This window comes from Actinomycetospora sp. (assembly GCF_036497245.1).
In the GTDB taxonomy this organism is placed as follows: Bacteria; Actinomycetota; Actinomycetes; order Mycobacteriales; family Pseudonocardiaceae; genus Actinomycetospora.
Map to the genome: position 1 here is coordinate 1 of NZ_DASXJS010000040.1, position 16,468 is coordinate 16,468.

At 71.5% G+C, this 16,468-nt stretch carries 12 protein-coding genes; 3 read left to right on the plus strand and 9 right to left on the minus strand.

Going from position 1 to position 16,468, the window contains the following annotated elements; translation table 11 throughout:
• Positions 1 to 284 precede the first annotated feature (284 nt).
• The gene (locus VGI02_RS04825; protein ID WP_331626134.1) at positions 285 to 605 is read right to left on the minus strand and encodes a hypothetical protein; all 321 of its coding nucleotides are present in this window, start codon (positions 603 to 605) and stop codon (positions 285 to 287) included.
• A gap of 284 nt (positions 606 to 889) precedes the next feature.
• Between VGI02_RS04825 and VGI02_RS04830 the strand changes: the two genes are divergently transcribed.
• Together VGI02_RS04830 and VGI02_RS04835 are read left to right on the plus strand one after the other, a co-directional pair.
• Positions 890 to 3,763: a WD40 repeat domain-containing protein gene (locus VGI02_RS04830; RefSeq protein ID WP_331626135.1), complete on the plus strand. Its 2,874-nt coding sequence runs from the start codon at positions 890 to 892 to the stop codon at positions 3,761 to 3,763.
• Between the two features lie 273 nt (positions 3,764 to 4,036).
• Entirely contained in the window at positions 4,037 to 4,381 is a 345-nt protein-coding gene (locus VGI02_RS04835) for a hypothetical protein (protein ID WP_331626136.1), read from the plus strand.
• On the opposite strand, the gene VGI02_RS04840 is transcribed toward VGI02_RS04835, so the two are convergent.
• The 8 genes from VGI02_RS04840 to VGI02_RS04875 form a co-directional block, all read right to left on the minus strand.
• Positions 4,382 to 5,794: a S8 family peptidase gene (locus tag VGI02_RS04840; protein WP_331626137.1), complete on the minus strand. Its 1,413-nt coding sequence runs from the start codon at positions 5,792 to 5,794 to the stop codon at positions 4,382 to 4,384. It abuts the gene before it with no gap.
• Between the two features lie 23 nt (positions 5,795 to 5,817).
• The gene (locus tag VGI02_RS04845) at positions 5,818 to 7,614 is read right to left on the minus strand and encodes a zinc metalloprotease (RefSeq protein WP_331626138.1); all 1,797 of its coding nucleotides are present in this window, start codon (positions 7,612 to 7,614) and stop codon (positions 5,818 to 5,820) included.
• A gap of 788 nt (positions 7,615 to 8,402) precedes the next feature.
• A complete protein-coding gene (locus tag VGI02_RS04850) occupies positions 8,403 to 9,422 on the minus strand; it encodes a hypothetical protein (protein WP_331626139.1) in 1,020 nt (339 codons plus the stop codon).
• 4 nt (positions 9,423 to 9,426) lie between these two features.
• The gene (locus tag VGI02_RS04855) at positions 9,427 to 10,080 is read right to left on the minus strand and encodes a hypothetical protein (RefSeq protein WP_331626140.1); all 654 of its coding nucleotides are present in this window, start codon (positions 10,078 to 10,080) and stop codon (positions 9,427 to 9,429) included.
• 26 nt (positions 10,081 to 10,106) lie between these two features.
• Positions 10,107 to 10,337 carry a hypothetical protein gene (locus VGI02_RS04860; RefSeq protein ID WP_331626141.1) on the minus strand — a complete coding sequence of 77 codons (231 nt, stop codon included), beginning with the start codon at positions 10,335 to 10,337 and terminating at the stop codon, positions 10,107 to 10,109.
• Complete coding sequence (locus VGI02_RS04865) at positions 10,334 to 11,392, minus strand: hypothetical protein (RefSeq protein ID WP_331626142.1); 1,059 nt, start codon at positions 11,390 to 11,392, stop codon at positions 10,334 to 10,336. Before VGI02_RS04865 ends, VGI02_RS04860 begins: the two co-directional genes overlap by 4 nt.
• The gene (locus VGI02_RS04870) at positions 11,383 to 11,649 is read right to left on the minus strand and encodes a Z-ring associated ZapG family protein (RefSeq protein ID WP_331626143.1); all 267 of its coding nucleotides are present in this window, start codon (positions 11,647 to 11,649) and stop codon (positions 11,383 to 11,385) included. Before VGI02_RS04870 ends, VGI02_RS04865 begins: the two co-directional genes overlap by 10 nt.
• Positions 11,646 to 15,290 carry an FtsK/SpoIIIE domain-containing protein gene (locus tag VGI02_RS04875; RefSeq protein ID WP_331626144.1) on the minus strand — a complete coding sequence of 1,215 codons (3,645 nt, stop codon included), beginning with the start codon at positions 15,288 to 15,290 and terminating at the stop codon, positions 11,646 to 11,648. Before VGI02_RS04875 ends, VGI02_RS04870 begins: the two co-directional genes overlap by 4 nt.
• A gap of 185 nt (positions 15,291 to 15,475) precedes the next feature.
• On the opposite strand from VGI02_RS04875, the gene VGI02_RS04880 reads away from it, so the two are divergent.
• Positions 15,476 to 16,237: a hypothetical protein gene (locus VGI02_RS04880; RefSeq protein ID WP_331626145.1), complete on the plus strand. Its 762-nt coding sequence runs from the start codon at positions 15,476 to 15,478 to the stop codon at positions 16,235 to 16,237.
• Positions 16,238 to 16,468: the final 231 nt, after the last annotated feature.

Genomic DNA, 16,468 nt, shown 5'->3' on the forward strand with positions numbered 1-16,468 from the left:
GGGGTCTTCCGCAGCGAGATCGGTCAGTGGGGTCAGCTCATCGTCAAGGACGCGCCCATCGTCGCGGCGCCTCCCGAGACCGCCGGCGGCTCGGCATCCGTCGCGCCCCCGGGCGGGGCGCCGCCGACGTCCCCGGGCGGAAAATCCACGCCTCCGGAATAGCGCGCCAAACCCGGCCACCACCCGAACGGCATGGGGGCGCCACCCGAACAGGGCATCTACAGGCGACGAGCCGGATGGGCGGCCTTCGGGGGTTCCGCGTCCAAGACCGGTCAGGTGACCGGTCAGCTGAGCCGTTCGGTCCTGGAGCCGGCTGCGCCGGAGATGACCGCGTACTGGAACTTCGTGGCGCTCTCCCCGGGCACGGCCTGGGGGTCGGTGAGCACGACCTGCACCGGAGTCCGGTGCGGGGTGCCGTCAGCACAGTCCGGAATGCACTCCGTGACCTCTTCCTGGCCACTTCCCTCGGAGTGGGCCGTGGTCCAGGACGTCCACGTCAGATCGATCAGTGTGTCCTTCCCGTCGCCGCATTCGAGGGTGATCGAGGGTGGCCGCTGGACGAGATTCCCCGAGCAATCGGCGACGCTGCTCTCGACGCTCGCCACGGGTGATACCGACGTAGGTACCGCGAAAGTCGGAGTGGGCGGCCGGGGTGGTCCGGTGCTCGCGCACGCACCCAATGCCGTGACGCACGCGAGCAATGCGACTACGGAGAGCGATTCACCAGAGAAGCGTCTTACGCTCGACCGTGGCACGAGATGAGGATGCTCCTCGCCGAGTCTCGATGGAAGGCCGCCGATCAGTGATCCAGCAACTGCGGGGATGGGGCCGCTCGGTCCGGCTCGCGTTGGGCGGGAGGCCCGAGGCGCCGAAAGCTTATGACGCCTTCATGTCCTACAGCCATGTGGACACCGAGTTCTCCTTGCAGTTGCAACGGCAGGTCGAGCGATTCGGGAAACCCTGGTACGCGCCGCCTCCGACGAGAATTTTCCGGGACGACGCGAGCATGTCGGCTTCCTCCGATCTGTGGCGCTCCATCACGAACGGGCTCGAACGTTCGGAATGGCTGCTCCTGCTCGCTTCGCCGGCCGCGGCGCAGTCACCGTGGGTCCGGGAGGAGATCGCATGGTGGCTGGAACACCGGTCGCTCGAGTCCGTCCTCCTGACCATCACGTCCGGAGACATCTGTTGGGATGACGGGGGATTCGATCCGGACCGGTCGTCCTCGATCCCCGAGCCGCTACTGCGCGCCTTCGAGAAGGAGCCTCGCTGGGTCGATCTCCGGGGAGTCCGTGACGCGCCCGGCCACGACTTCTCCAACCCGCAGTGGGCGGACAAGGTCGCCGACCTGGCGGCGACCGTACGCAAGGTCGACAAGGACGTCATCGTCGGCGACCACGTCCGGGAGCGGCGGCGCACGACGCGGTGGGTCCGCGGCGCCGCGTCCGTGCTCACGGTCCTCCTCGTCCTCGCGGTCGGACTGTCGCTCTTCGCCTGGTGGGAACGATCGGTCGCCGTCGACCAGACGAACACCGCCCAGTCGAATCTGGTCCTCGCCAAGGCCGATCAGCTGCGTCCCACCGATCCGTCGCTGGCCGCACAGCTCAGCGTGCTCGCGCGCGACATCGCGGCGACCCCGGACGCCCAGGCGGCGATCGTGGGCAGCCAGGGGACCGTCCTGTCCCGTCGCATCGATCTCTCCTCCCAGGACGCCGGCGGGGCCGAGGGCGTCGGCGCCATCGCCGCCGGCCCCGACAACACGGTCGTCGCGGCGAGCGCCAACGGCTTCACGGTGACCGACGTCGATCACGACCGGGAGAGCCCACTCACCCCCGATTGGACGGAGCTCGTCGCGACCGGCGACAACGGTCATCTCCTCGCGGCGGTGTCCTGGGACGGGCGAGCACGGCTGTTCCGGCTCGACGGGCTCCGGCCACCACGCCTGCTCGAGGACACGGTGAGATCGCAGACCGGTCTCGTGCACGCCGTTGCCGTCAGCGGCGACGGCACGCGGCTCGCCCTGGTCGAGGCCGACCAGCAGTGGCATTCCTGGGACGTCCACGACCCGGCCCACCCGGTGGCCGCCCCCGCGACGCCGATCCCGGGCGGGCTGTCGTCGGTCGCGTTCTCCCCGGACGGACGAACCGTGGCCACGGGAGGCGCCGACGGGGTCGTCAGGGTGTGGGCGGTGGGTGCCGACGGAGGCCTCGCGCCGTTGACGACGCTTCCGGGCACCGGCAGCTCCGTCACCGCGCTCGCCTATCGCGGGGACGGCTCGCTGCTCGCGAGCGGTGGCGACGACGGCCTCGTCCATCTGTGGCTGACGGCGACGCCCGACCATGCGGCCGCCATCGGTCAGGCGTTACGGGGCCACGAGGGGCAGATCACGGCCCTCGCGTTCCAGGCGAACAGTCCGTTCCTCCTCTCCGCATCCGTGGACACCACCCTGAGGCGTTGGAACGTGTCCGACCCGGCGCTCGAGAACCTGCCGAGCCAGGTCCTGGCCGGCAGTGTTGCCTCGGTGGAGTCGATGATCGTCCTGAGTGACGACCGGGTCGTGAGCAACGACAGCAGCGCGTCGGACACGCGGATCTGGGAGAACCAGAGCAACGAGGTGCCGGCAAACCAGGACACACAGTTCACGGCATCACTCGTGCGTTTCTCGGCAGACGGCCGCTCAATGGTGGTGGGCGGCGCCGGTCCGGGCGGCCTGGGCCCCCGCGGAGGAATACTCGTCCCGGTGTCCGGCAACCAAATCTCGGGGCCCCCGACCAGGCTCAGTGTCACCGGACTCCTGCTCGACGTTTCCTCGAGCCGGGCATTACTCGCGGCGGACCTGAGCCCCGGCCTGCCGCTCACCGGACCACTCGGACTCGTCGATCTGGGCCGCACCGACGAACCGGTCCTGGGCACGATCCCCGGGACCGGGTCAGCATATTTCGATCCCACCGGGCGATATGTCCTCGTCGGGCGGAACCCGACCGACGAGCATCCCGACTCGGCGCAGGTCGAGCTCTGGGACGTCTCCGACCCGTCATCACCACACCTCCGGTGGTCCTCGCCCGCGGGCGCGTTCAACTCGGTGGCTTTCGACGGCACCTCAGGCCGGATGGCGATCTTCACCCGGCCCCAGCGCGGGCCCGGGTGGATCGAGGTATGGGACGACGTGACCCGCCAGGACCCGCGATGGAGGATCCCCGTGCCGGATGCTGATCAGATTCCGAGCGGCACGCTCCTGCTCACTCCCGGGGGACAGCAAGTCCTGCTGGGGTTCGGGACCGACGGAGGACCCGTCGGGCCATCGGCCCAGATCGACTTGTGGTCCGTCACCGACACACCGGCAGCCCCGGTCACCATGAAGACCGGCCAGTCGAGCGAGATCACCTCGCTGGCGGCGCGCCCCGGCGGCTCCGAGATCGCCGCGGGGTCGGGCGACGGCACGATCCAACTGGTCCAGGTCTCGGCCGACGCGCTCACTGACGTCGGTCCTGCCTTCACCGATCTGTCGAGCGGCTACGGCCCTGGTGCCGTGATCCCGGACCACCGGCAAGGTGCGAACGGGCTCACTGCCTCCGCTGTGGAGGGCATGCAGTTCTCCCCCGACGGCAGCGCGCTGGTGACCACCGAGGGCGGCCACACCCGGCTCTGGAGCCTGGACTCCGACGCCCTGTCCGACCGGATCTGTCGCACCGTCGGTGCCACGATCGATCCCACGATCTGGCAACGAACGATCCCGAGCCTGCCGTATCGACCAGTCTGCTGAGCGCGGCCGCGGCGTCGCGCCGTGATCGTCACCGATCACATGGGGGGACCACAGCGGCCCAGCCGTCGGCAGTGCTCCAGGACGCCGCGGGCGGCGGCGCCGGGCGGCAGGTCCGGGGGACGACACCACGAGGGCTGACGGGGGTCCGAGCGTCCGCCGGCGGTGAGCAGGACCGCCGCACGGAGCCCGCTCGTCATCGCCCCGGCATTGACGTCCTCGCTCGGCCGTCCGCAGCACGTACGATTCCGGAGTCCCCGATCGAAGGCTACGTGCATGACCCACGACGGAGCGTCCAAGCTCAGCTCTCGGCTCTCGGAGCAGACCCGGCAGGCGGACGGGGCGCAGCCCGTCGAGGTCGTGGTGGAGCTCAGCGCGCCGACCGTCCCCGCGGGCAGCTCGCGGCCGGAGCGCATGGAGGCGGCTCGCACCGCGTTCGACCGCACGGCGCGCGCCGTGGAACACCTTGTCGACAAGGTCGGCGGCCACGTCACCGACACCGCGTGGATCAACGCCACGATCCGAGGGCACGTCCCGGTCAGCGGACTCGCGGCGTTGGCGGACGACGACGCTGTGGCGGCCATCGACTTGCCGGGACCGCTCACCACCGATCACGACTGATCAGCGGCACTGCAGGAGACCCTGCCCCTGGACCTCGACACCAACCCCGGGAACAGCCACCGTGCCCGTGGTCAGGAGCCCGCGCACCTGCTCCGGGAGCAACGACGGTGCCCGCTGCAGATAGGTGCAGACCAGCCCGGCGACGTGCGGGGCGGCGTAGCTCGTCCCGTACCCGGCCTCGCCGAACCCCCCGCCGACGACGGCACACGCGATCGTGGCCCCGGGCAACCCGCCCGGGGCGACGACGTCGGGTCCCGCGTGAGCGCCCGCCGTCCCGCGGCTGCTGTACCCGGCGACCGTCCGGCCCGACAGGTCGGTCGCCCCCACCACGACGACGCCGCGGGCGTCGGCCGGGGAGGTCATCGTGCCGGCTCCGGGCCCGGCGTTCCCCGCGCTCTTGACGATGGTCAGGCCCAGGTCCCAGGCGGTGTCGAGCGCCCGGGCGTTGCGGCCGGTCCCGTCCCCCGCCGGCCCCATGCCCCAGGAACAGTTGACCACGTCGACGCCGTCCTCGAGGGCCTGCTGGATGGCCAGGACACCGTCGAAGTCGTCCCCGTTGAGCAGCGCATTCGTGGCGAGGACCTTGTAGGAGTAGATCGTCGCCTCCGGCGCCATGCCGGTGTGCACGTCGTGCTCGGCGGCGACGATCCCGGCGACGGCGGTCCCGTGCTCTCCCGGGAACCCCCACGACTCCACGGTGTAGTTACGCCGGTGCACCACACGCCCGATCAGGGCCGGGTGCCCGAGTGCCACCTCCGAATCGATGACGCCGACGACCACCCCCTTCCCGGTCAGGCCCGTCTCCACCGCGAACGGCGGGTACCGCACCGTCTGGAGGTTCGTCGGTGCGGCGTCGGCCCGCAGACGCACCGGGACGTCGAGGGCGCTCACCTCGGGTGCGGCAGCGACGTCGGCCAGGACCTCGGGCGGCGCCTGGGTCCGCAACGTGCCGTTGAGCCAGCAGACCTGGGTGAGGTGCGTGGCCAGCGGTACGGCGGCCCGTGGCGTGGACGGCGGCCGGAACGTGCTCCCGGTCTGACGCTCGACCTCGTCGTAGACGGAGCCGAGCGTCGAGTACGCGGAGGACCGGTGTTCCTGCACGAGCGCCTGGCGGACCGAGGTGTTCGCGGTCACCCGGAACCCCGTCCCGGTGCGCTGCTCCGACCCCGGCTCGGCCGGAGCCACGAGGGTGCTGACCGACTCCGCCGGGGCGGCGAGAGAGAACTCGATCACGGTCGCCGCATGGGAGTCCCGAGCGGCCGCGAGGGTCTCCGCCGCGCCACCGACCGGCGGAGACGTCCGGATCACCGCCTCGCAGAAGGCGTCGGTGGCCTTCTCCTCCACCGCGGCGCCCAGACGCCGACGGACGAGGTCGCGCTCCGGTATGCGGCTACCTCCGACGGACGCGCTCATGGTGCCTTTCCCTTCCCAATCCGTCAGACGACCGAGACCTGCACGCGGGCGAACCCGGTGGTGTAGTCGCGCAGCAGCAGCGCGGTGTTGTTCGACGAGGACAGTTCGGGGCTGTCGGTGCTGACGATCCAGCCGAGGAAGTACTGGCCGGGCGGGACCGACGACGGGACGGCAAGGGTGAGCGAGCCACTCCACCAGGTCGAGAACGTCGTCCAGGTGAAGGTGCCGATCTCGCGGTCCGTGGCGGAGATGACGTCGTTCGTCGAGAGGTAGAACGAGAGCCGGACGTTCTGGGCCGGCACATTGCCGCGGTTCTCCACGTGCACGAACTGGATCGCCACCGAGCTGCCGCGCTGGATCGTCTCGCTCGCGATTCGCGTCATCACCAGGTTGCCCGTGGTGCCGGGGTTGGAATGCGCCTGCGACCAGGTGGCCATGTCGGTGAACTGCGTGACCGCCCACGTCCCGGCCGCGACGTTCGCGTTCACCCAGGCGAGCATGCTGCGCACGGCGTTGTGGTCATCCTGCCGGGAGTACCAGAGCGAGCCGTAGTTGGGCGGCTGCTGGTAGGTCCCCGGGTACAGCAGGGCCATCCGGCGCTGCTCGTGCTGCAGCGTCAGCGCATGGCCGAGCTCGTGGGTGAGCGACTTCCGGAACTGGGCCTCGTTGCCGGCGATGGCCGGATTGATCAGGATGTCCGTCTCGGTGATGCGGTTGCCGCCGGTCCACGTGTAGCAGACACCGTTGGCGCCGAGCGTCTCCCAAGTGTCGAACCCGGCGGTCGTCATCTGCGCGCTGGTCAGGACCCCGACGTTGTTCTGGCCGTTGTTCGCCACGGGCAACCGGTCGCGGATGGGCTGGTTGTCCGACGTCCGCACCTTGTAGGCGAACAGACCGAGGTTGTTGCCCACGAGGGCGTTCCAGCTGCTGCGGCAGTGGCTCGTCCACGCCCAGTTGTCGTTGTCGGGCATGTAGTGGAAGTGGCTCTGGAAGGCCGTCACGTAGTTGCCCGACAGGATCCCCTCGGCCGTGCCCGCGCCCGGCGTCTCCTGGCTGCGGCCCTCGATGTTGGGCGCGGGCGGAGTGGCCGGTGGGGACTCCGACGGGGCCGCGCGGGTCGGCCCTGGATTCCCGCTCGACGTCGTAGCGCCCTGCGCTTCGCGGACGGACTCGATGACGGCGTCCAGGCTCAGCGCCGCGACCCGACCGCTCTCCGCCGCCGCGGGGGGCCGGACCTCCGCCTGCGGGACGGACGCCTCGTCGGGCCCACGCTCCATCGGCGCCGGGGACGTGGTCACCTGCCGGATGTACCGCGCGGCCTCGTAGGTCGCTTCGGGCTCGACCGTCGCGACGCCCTCGTGGAACCCGGTCAGCGCGCGGCCGGAGGCGTCCGCGACCACGGCCCCTCCCTCGCGCACCTGCAGGACATGACGCAGCCAAAGCTCCCCGTCCACGCGGTCGGCGAAGATCAGGTAGCGATGCCCCGGGCTCAGTCGGAACGAGTTCTCCGTCGACACGGTGGACCCGTCGGCGTAGGCGCCTCCGGTGTCGTTGACCGTGACGTGGGCGTCCCCCTCGCGACCGCGCACCACCCGGTCGACCTGGAACACGTAGCTCGTCCGGAGCACTCCCAGACCGGCCGGCGTGTAGGTGACCCCCTGCGCCAGAGTGACCTCGGCGATCAGGTCGGACGAACGCACCTGGTCCGCGAGCGCCGGCGGCCGGGCGTCAGAAGTCTCGGACCTCGGCGGCGGTGCATCGGCAATGAGATCGACCCGATCGCCGGTGGCGCCGCCGTCGGCGTTGTCGGACGGGTTCATGGTGTCCTCCTGTGGATCAGGCCGGGGCCTGCGCGAATACGTGGTCGATGAACGCGAGCGCGGCGGCCCGGTTCTCTCGCCCGGACACCCCAGGCCGGACGAGGGGATGCCCTACTCGCCGAATGTCCTGCTTCGGGCACGAATAACAGAGTGACCCCGATCACACTCCACAGACAACGACTGAAAGAGTGAATTCATCGGTCGTCCCGGCCCACCAATGCCTCGATGACTCCGGTCTTCCATTCGCATTCAGCGACGAAACCCAACGCGGAGACGGAGCCGAAGCCGGACGTTTTCGCCCGACCTCTGGACCCGGCGTCACGTCGACCGGTCAGGCCGGTGCGATATCCGCGACCGCGAGGTACTGGGCCTGCCGGGCGGCTTCCTCCTGCTCCTGCACGTAGGCGCGCTCCGCGGGAACCCGGACCGACTGCACGAGCTCGCCGGCCCGCCGTGCGACCTCGGAGCCCGCGCCCAGCTCCTCGGCCCTGCGGAACGCGGCCTCGCCTCGGCCCGGCGTCGCGGCGCGCGAGCAGCTCCTCGAGCGCTGCCTCGACGTCGGGCGCGGGCGGGACCTCGCCCGCCTCCGGTAGCCCGACGAGTCGTGACGACGAGTCAGCGAGACGTCGGCTGCGATGCCACCACTGGGTCTGGATCGACCACCGCAACCACCTCAACCCCCCAGTTATGAGCAGAGTGTGACCCTCCGCCGCGTGATCGTCCGGCTCATCACCCGAATGCCCGTTGTCGGCACCATGCTCCCCGGCACGTCGCCCCACGTGGCTTACTCACAGGTCAGGGCGAGCATGACGCGGGCCGCTGGACGGTCTCGCCGGCGGTGCGAGGGTCAGCGGAGGGCTCGACTGGACGTGCCGCGACGGCATCGGACCGGCCGGAGCGCGCCAGGCGAGCGACCTCCCCGTGGACGGCGCACCCGCCGACATCGGCGGCATCACCGGCGCGGAGATCGCCCGTCCCATCGGCTTCGACGCCCACTGACTCGCCGGCGCCGGCGCGGCCCCCGGCGCCAGCACCGACGCAGCCCCCGGCACCGCGGAGTCCGACGGCGGCGGGACGGCCACCGCGCCGGGCTGCGTGAGGCTGTTCATGTTCCACTCCGTCGCGGTGGGCAACGGGGCCGAGGTCGGCCCGCCGAAGAACCCACCGTCCGACCTGCCGACACCCTCGAGCAGCATCGCGGCGTACTTCTCCGGGAAGTCGGTCAGGTGCGGCGCGATGTCGCCGTCCCACACCACGAGACCGTCCAGCACCTGCTGCGGCCACTCCGGCATGTCGGCGGCCGCGCGGGGATAGCCGGCGCGTTCGACGAAGCGCGACCAGTCGCCCGGTGCGCCCGTCGAGTCGACGAACTGGCGAGCCTTGATCGTGAACGCGATCCCGATCCGCTCCTGGAGGGCGAACAGGTTGTGGGGCGTGGGCGGACGGCCCGCCCGCGCAAGCACGTCGACGAAGTACGTCGGAGACAGCCGCGGCGCGGTGCGCTCAGGGACGACCGTCGAGGTCGACGTCGAGGCCGACGGCGAGCCGTTCTGCCGCTCGAACCAGCGCCACAACGTGACCGGCCAGAGCACGCACTTCCCCGCCACCCGGACGAAGCGAGCGGGGTTCATGGCGATGAGCGTCCAACTGATCAGCACGATCCCGATCATCGGTCCGAAGAGGTCGAACGCGTCGCTGTTGCGGGGCCGTCGGATGTCCTCCTTGAGCAGGAAGCGACGACCGAACACCATCCAGCAGCCGAACGCGACCAGGACGTAGATCAGCAGGAGCCAGCCGAAGAAAGCCATCGCGTCAGCCCGCCAGGATTCGTGCGGGCAGCCCCGCCACGTCGGGGGCCAGGTGAGCAGTCCGGTTCCTGGCCACGAAGGCGGTGACCCGCAGGGCGGCACGCGCCGAGACCGTGTTCTCGTGGGAGGGCGCGTCGTCGATCAGCAGTTCGTCGGGCGGGAGCAGCGGGATGACCCGGAGACCGACCGTCAGGAGCCGACCGCAGGGCACGTCCGGAACGCCCCCCTCGAGTCGCATGGCCATCTCGGCCGCGGGAGACATCTGCGGTGTCTGGACCAGGAGCCACCACGTCGCGAACCCGACGCATCGGGCGGCGAGGCGGTGATCTCCCCGCTCGGCGGCCGACTCCGTGACCGCGGCGAGCCAGGACCACACCCGGACCGGCGCCAGCTTGTCGCCGTCCGCCACGCACTCCGTGTACCGGACCATGAAGTCCTTCTCGGAATGCGCCCACGCCGGGTCGCTCGTCCTCGCGCCCGCGCGATTGATGGCGATGACCGCGGCGTCCATGCCGTCGCGCGTGCCGCCGGTGCTCGCCTGGCGCTCGAAGGCAGCGAGCAGCTCGGAGGCTCGGGCCAACGTCGTGCTGTCCGCAATGATGATCTCGTCCCGCGGCCGCTCCGGCGCTCGGACGGTCCTGCGACCGAAGATCCCCATCGAGTTCCCCCTCGTCGTCTGTGTGTCTACGCAGACCCGAGCCGGCGCAACGCGGCTCGGGCGGTGTCGATCTGGTGATCGGCGTCCGCCATCGCGCGGGCCAGCCGATCGGTCTCCACGGCCAGTGGACGCAGCACGTCCTGGTCGAAATGAGCCGACCCGGCGTCGCGCCAGGAGGCGAGCAGGGTGCGTGAGGAGCGCTCGAGCGACGCCTGCAGCACCGTGACGTGGTCACGCGCGGCCCGCAGCCCGCTCACGGCACCTCCCTGACCAGGACCGGAAGCCCGTTCAGGTGCAGACGCCGGGCCACCCAGAGGCGGTGGCGCCCGGCCTGGATCTCGAAGCGGCCGTCGGGTCGCCGGACCGCGACCACGGCGTGCTCGGCGCCGCCGAAGAAGACGTCGTAGATGGCCAGCAGACTCCGCGCGGTGCCCACGAGGCCGGCCCGCTCGTCGAGCGCGCGGAGGTCGTCGCGACCCGTGCCGGGCTCCAGCAGCGGGAGGAGGTCGTCCTCGAGCAGCCGCAACCCGTCCATCATCTCCTGCGGGGTGATCTTGACGAAGTCGGCCGGGCCGCTGATGGGGTCGAGGTCGACGAGCCGGTCGAGCGGGACGAGAACGCGGTCGGTCGACCCGATCCGTGGGCAGTGCGCGCCCCGGACGGCGTCGCGCACCTGCCCCGCGACCTCGTCCCGCAGCGTGTCGACCACCTTCTCCCGGGCCTCGTCGACGATGTGGTCCACGACGTCGTCGAGCATCCGGTCGAGCGGTCCCTCGGTCCCGGGGGTCACCGCCCGCGGTGAGGGCGGTGCACCGGAGCGGGTCAGGATCCGTCGCGGGTCGGCGACGTCACGCGGCGCGTGATGGCGTGCGACGGCCGAGGAGAAGGCGGCGGAGGCCCGCCCGAGGCGCTCCCAGAACGTCCGCAGCTGCGCGGCGCCCCGCTGCGCGAGCGATCGCCCGGCGTCGACGCGGGCCGATGTCTCGCGGCGGAGGTCGACGAGGACCGCGGCGACCTCACGTTGTATCCGCTTCCCGTCCTCCAGATCGTCCACCGCACCGGCCAGCTCGGCCTGCGCCCGCTGGAACCTGGCCTGGTCCCGCGGATCGACGGACGCCAGCTGACGCCGCGCGTGCTCGACGCCACGACGAAGCCCGTCGACGGCTGCGCGGACCTCCGCGTCGATGCGCGCGCCGGCGGACTCGACGCCACGACGCGCCGCGTCCAGTTCCTGCGCGTGCCGGCCGAGGGCCGCCGCGGCGCGCGGGAGCTCCGCCGGATCGGTGATCCGGACCGTCGCATTCACCGCCACCGCAGGCTCCGGATGTCGTTCGCCATCGTCCGGAGCATCTGGGACTGCTTGGCCAGCGCCTCGGCGTGCGCGGACAGCTGACGGGCCTGCTGATCGATCTGGGTCCGGAACTTGTCGGCCTCGCGCCCGCGGAACCGCGACATCCCGCTCATGGCGCTGCGGATCGCCCGGGCCTCGGTCGTGAGCGCCTGCTGCGACCGGGCGAGGGCGGCGGCTCCGCGGTCGAGCTCGTCGGGATCGAACTCGACGGCGCTCACCGGCGTCGCCGCACCGCGTCGGCTGCCCAGCCCGGGTCGGGCAGCGGGTAGGGCCGGACGGTCTCGGTCCGGTCCAGGTCGGGCTGGTGGACGATCATCGATCCGTTCTGGAGCCGGGCGGCCTGAGCAGCACCGACGAGGCGGTGGGACGCGTCGGGTGAGCACTGGCCCACCACCCGGGCACCGAACTCGCCGAGCGCCCCGTGCCCGAGCCGCCGCTCGAGGTTGTCGACCGAGTCGACGGTCGCCAGGACGTGCACGCCGACGTCCGAACCGTCACGCAGGATCGTCAGGAGGTCCGCCTGCGGGCTGCCGTCCGGGTCGAAGTCGTCGCCGAGCTCGCGCATGCGGTGCAGACCCTGCAGCGCCAGCACCACCCGCCCGCCGCCGTAGTCGTCGCGCTCCAAGCGACCCCGGACCTCGTCGGCGAGGTCGCGCAGGACGCGGCCGAGCTTGCGTCGGCGCAGGTGGACCGCGTCCGGCAGGTTTCGGAGGGCTGCCGCGAGCGCCTCGCCCTGCTCCTCGTCGGCGCCGAGGCCGTCCACGGCGATCACCCGCACCGGCGCCGCGGAGCGGACGACGAGGGTGAGCAGGGCGGTGGCGAGCACTCCGACGGCGACGTCGGGGTCCCGGTCGCAGACGAGCACGTGCGCCCCGGCGTCCCGGCGTAGGTCGACGGCCCCGGAGCTGCCGATCGCGATCGGCATCCCGACGTGGGCCCGCAGCACCTTCGCGTCGGGCGCGACGGTCCCGGCGAGAGCGGCGCCGAACTCGGGGTCCTCGCGCAGGTCGACCGAGCGGGTCCCGTCGAAGACGAGCGGGCGGACGTGCTGGGCGCCATGCTCGTCGGCCCGCCGTCGTTCCCGCTCGAGAACGGCGTCGCGGGCATCGTCGTCGGTGAACGCCACCTGGAACTCGACGTTGCCGTCCTTGCTGCCACCGTCGGCGTTGTAGATGGCCTGCCCCGGCCGGACCAGGCGGGCACCGCCCGGGTTGTCGTCGGCGAGGAACAGCCGGGCGTCGGCCTCGCTGCTCTTGAGGACGATGCGGACGGCGATCTGGTCGAGGGTTCCGCGGAGCAGCCCGAGGGTGCCCTGACCGCGCAGGGTCTGGGTGCCGAGCACGGTGTGGATGCCGAAGGCGCGGCCCTGGCGCACCACGTGGTCGAGGTGCGCGGCGCACTCGTGCGCGACCGCGTCGTCCTCGGCGAAGATCACCTGGAACTCGTCGATGACCACCAGGACCCGGGGCAGCCGATGCCCCGTGCGCTCGCGGTACTCCCGCAGCGAGTCGGAGCCGGCGCCCTGCGGTCCCCGGAACAGGGTGGCGCGCTCGTCGATCTCACGGCGTAGACCGCGCAGCACCGACAGCCCGAACTCCCGCTCGCTCTGCACCGCCACCACCCGCGCGTGGGGCAGGCCGGCCGCGGCGTACGGCTGGAACTCCACACCCTGCTTGAAGTCGAGCAGGTAGAGCTGCAGCTCCGCCGGTGAGTAGCGGCGGACCGCGTTGATGATCAGGGTGTGGAACAGCGACGATTTGCCGGAGCCGGGCAGGCCGCCGACCAGCACGTTCTGCTCGAGGTCGCGCCCGAGGCGGAGGGCGACCTCGGTGTCCCGCCCGCGGAGGCCGATGGGGATCTGCAACGCCGACGTGCTGGTCGCGTCGGCCGGGCCGCCCTCCGTCACCAATCGCGAGGAGTCGATCACCACGGCGGGGGCGTCGATCGACGCCGTCCCGTAGCCGTGGACGATCGCCCGGGCGGCCCGGTCGTCGTAGCCCTCCCAGGAACCGTGGGTGTAGACGGCGCCGGAATGCCCGATCGCGGGCACGTCCACCCACGCCGAGCCCGCGTGCCCGAACACCAGCGGGTACTCCATGAACATCTCGAAGCCGGGCCAGGCCTCGCCCTCGGCCCCGGACGTCACGAACTTCGGGGTGAGGTACCCGGCGTCGGTCGGGGACCCCGGCCGGATACCGCGGTGTGCTGACGACGGGTCCGTGACGAGGTACAGCGCCACCCCGACCCGGTTCCCGGAATCGAGGATCTGGCGCAGCCGGGCGACGGCCTCCGCGTCGAAGCCCGTCGGGAAGCCGGTCACGACGACGACCTCGTACTGCTCGGTGAGCATCCCGGCGTCGGCGTTGTAGGCGTCGAGGTCGTCATAGGCGTCGCGCAGGCAGCGCTGCTGCAGCGTCGCCATGCGGTCGGTGACGCGTCGCAGTGCGGCCGTGATGTCGGCGGGCTCGGACCACACCCGGCCGTCGATGAGGTCCTTGTCCAGTTCGAGCAGCTCCAGGAAGGGGCCGGCGCTGTGGCCCTGCCGGATCGGGTCGATCCAGGTGAAGCGCATCGAGCGCGGTGCCGCCGTCGCGAGCCGGCCGAGGATCATCGCCCGGAGCCCGGCGCAGGCCTGCTCGTAGGGCAGGTTCTGTGGGTCAGACACCACCGTGAGGCTCGGGCTGCACGCGGACGTGGTGAACGGGACCACGATCCCCGATCGACCGGGGAAGGGCTCGACGTCGCAGACCTTGGTGAAGACGATATCGCCCTGGCGCCCCGGGCCCCGCGAACCCACGTACCCGTCGGCCCGACGCAGCTCGGCGTAGGGGTTCGCGCCGTGGTCTGCCGCGAACCGTGTCCCTGCCGCGACGTGCGCGGCCAGGTCGCGCTCGCGCGCCGCCTCGGCGTCATGGACGGCCTGTTCGGCCTCGGACAGCGCTGCCCGCCAGGCGCCGGCGACCCGGGCGGACTCCTGCGCGCGCTCGGCGGCCATCGATCCGAGCGTCATCCGCGCCCACATCCCACCGCCGTCGAACCGGGCCTGGTGGTCTGCGAGCTCCGCGAGATACGCCCCGTCGATCGCGACCGCGGTCAGCCGTTTCCGGACCTCGGCGCTCAGGCGACCGGCCGAGAGGTCCGCTCGGACAGCCTGGTCGGCGGCGCGCAGATCGTGCATCCGGGTCCGCTGCGAGGAGATCGTCTCCTGGTGGTCGAGGTGGTGGCGGACCATGTCGGCCAGCAGCAGCACGGGATCGAGCACGAAGGGATCGGGCCGGCCGGGCGGAGTCCCGTGGCGCTCCACGGCGTCGACGGCCGCCCACATCGCGTCCGGCGCACAGAGCGCATGGGCCGCAACGGCGAAGTACTCGAGCCGGTCCACCTCCTGGATGCCCAGCCGCGGATCGAGCCACAAGGTGCGCAGTCCCTCGACGACCTGGGTCACGTGACGCCAGTCCCCCGCCGGGACCTGCCCCGGGCGGATGTCGGGCAGGGGGTGGCCGAACTCGGCCATGTGGTGCGCGAGCTCCTCGAGATACTCGGTGCGCTGCTCCCGCACCGAGTACTCGACGAACGCCGCGGAGTCGCGACCGACCGCGTCGAGCAGTCCTCCTTGCCGGAAGGGCTGTTCACCGCGGCGCCGCAGGACGTCGGTCCACGCCCACACGGCGAGTCCGACGACGTGGAAGGCGCCGTCGTCGCGGTCGAGCGTGGCGCGGTCCCACCGTCCGGCGAGGTCCTGCTCGGACATCGGTGGTGCCGCCCGGTAGGCGCCGAGTGCTGCGACGAGATCGATGAACAGCGACCCCCGCCGGTGTTCCTCGTCCCCCGCCCGGTCACGTGCCGGCACCGCCGTCATCGGCTACTCCCCCCGTTTCACCGCGGCCCCGCGCCGCCCGACGTCCGTCGCCGAGGTCATGCCGACTGTTACTCGACGATCACGATTCACCCGTTCGAGCGCTCCGTAACAGTGACGATCCCGCAAGCGAGCTTCGTACTGGCGACGCTCGGTGATAACGCGAGCGCACGACGGCGGGGGGTTCGGTGTCGAAGTTCTGTGATGGCTGTGGTCGGCGGGTCGACGTGACCAGCCGATGCGCCTGCGGCGCCGGCCTCGACGGCCCGACCGTCGCCCTGGCCCAGCGCGCACTCACCGACGCGGCCCGGAGGACGACGGCGACCCCAGGCTCGACCGTGGCACGGATCGATCTGGCCACCCGGACCTCGAGGCGGCAGAGCATCGCGACCACCGTCGTGATGACGGTTGTCCTCGTCGGGATCACGGGCGCCGTGCTGGCGATCGGCCTCGCTGCCGCCTCGCGGAACGCGACCGCACAGCATGGTGGCGTGTCGTCATCGGAGATATCGCCGACGCCTGTCGCCTCGGATGCGTCGGAAGCCTCGGCGCCGTCGTCCTCGGCTTCCGCCGATCCCGCGTCGGCGCTGGAGGCTCAGCGTGAGGCCGACCGCGGAGCACTCACCGCCGCCGACGGCTCGTGGGTTCCCCAGGTCAGTTCGAAGAGGGTCGGCCTGGTGGCCGACGGGATCACCTACGACAACGACGCGATCTGGCGCCAGTTCAGCACCATCAGCTCGGCCCACCCCGATGCCCGCCTCCTCTGGTCGGGCGATTGGGCGAGCTTCAGCCAGAGCGGGTTCTGGGTGACGGTGATCGACGAGCCGTCCGCGAGCGCCGCGTCGGCCAACGCCTGGTGCGATGCCCAGGGATTCCCGGCCGACCAGTGCTTCGCGCACCGCCTCCTAACGACGAGCGCGCCGGGGAAGAACACCGTGCCCCGCCATTGACGGCCCCTGGGCTGATCAAGTGGTCGATCGCTGATCTATCGAGCAGACGGACCGCGGCATCCCCTCATCAGGCCGCCGCGTCTCCCTCGGCGTTGCCGTCCTTGCGCAATGGCGCGCTCATCCACAGCAGGACGTCGAAGGCCCTGAGCAGGCTGACATCGCACAGCTCGACCTCGGCCGACGCCCACTCGAGCAGCGCCACCAGTTTCTCGTTCCGCAGGAGGCAGTGGT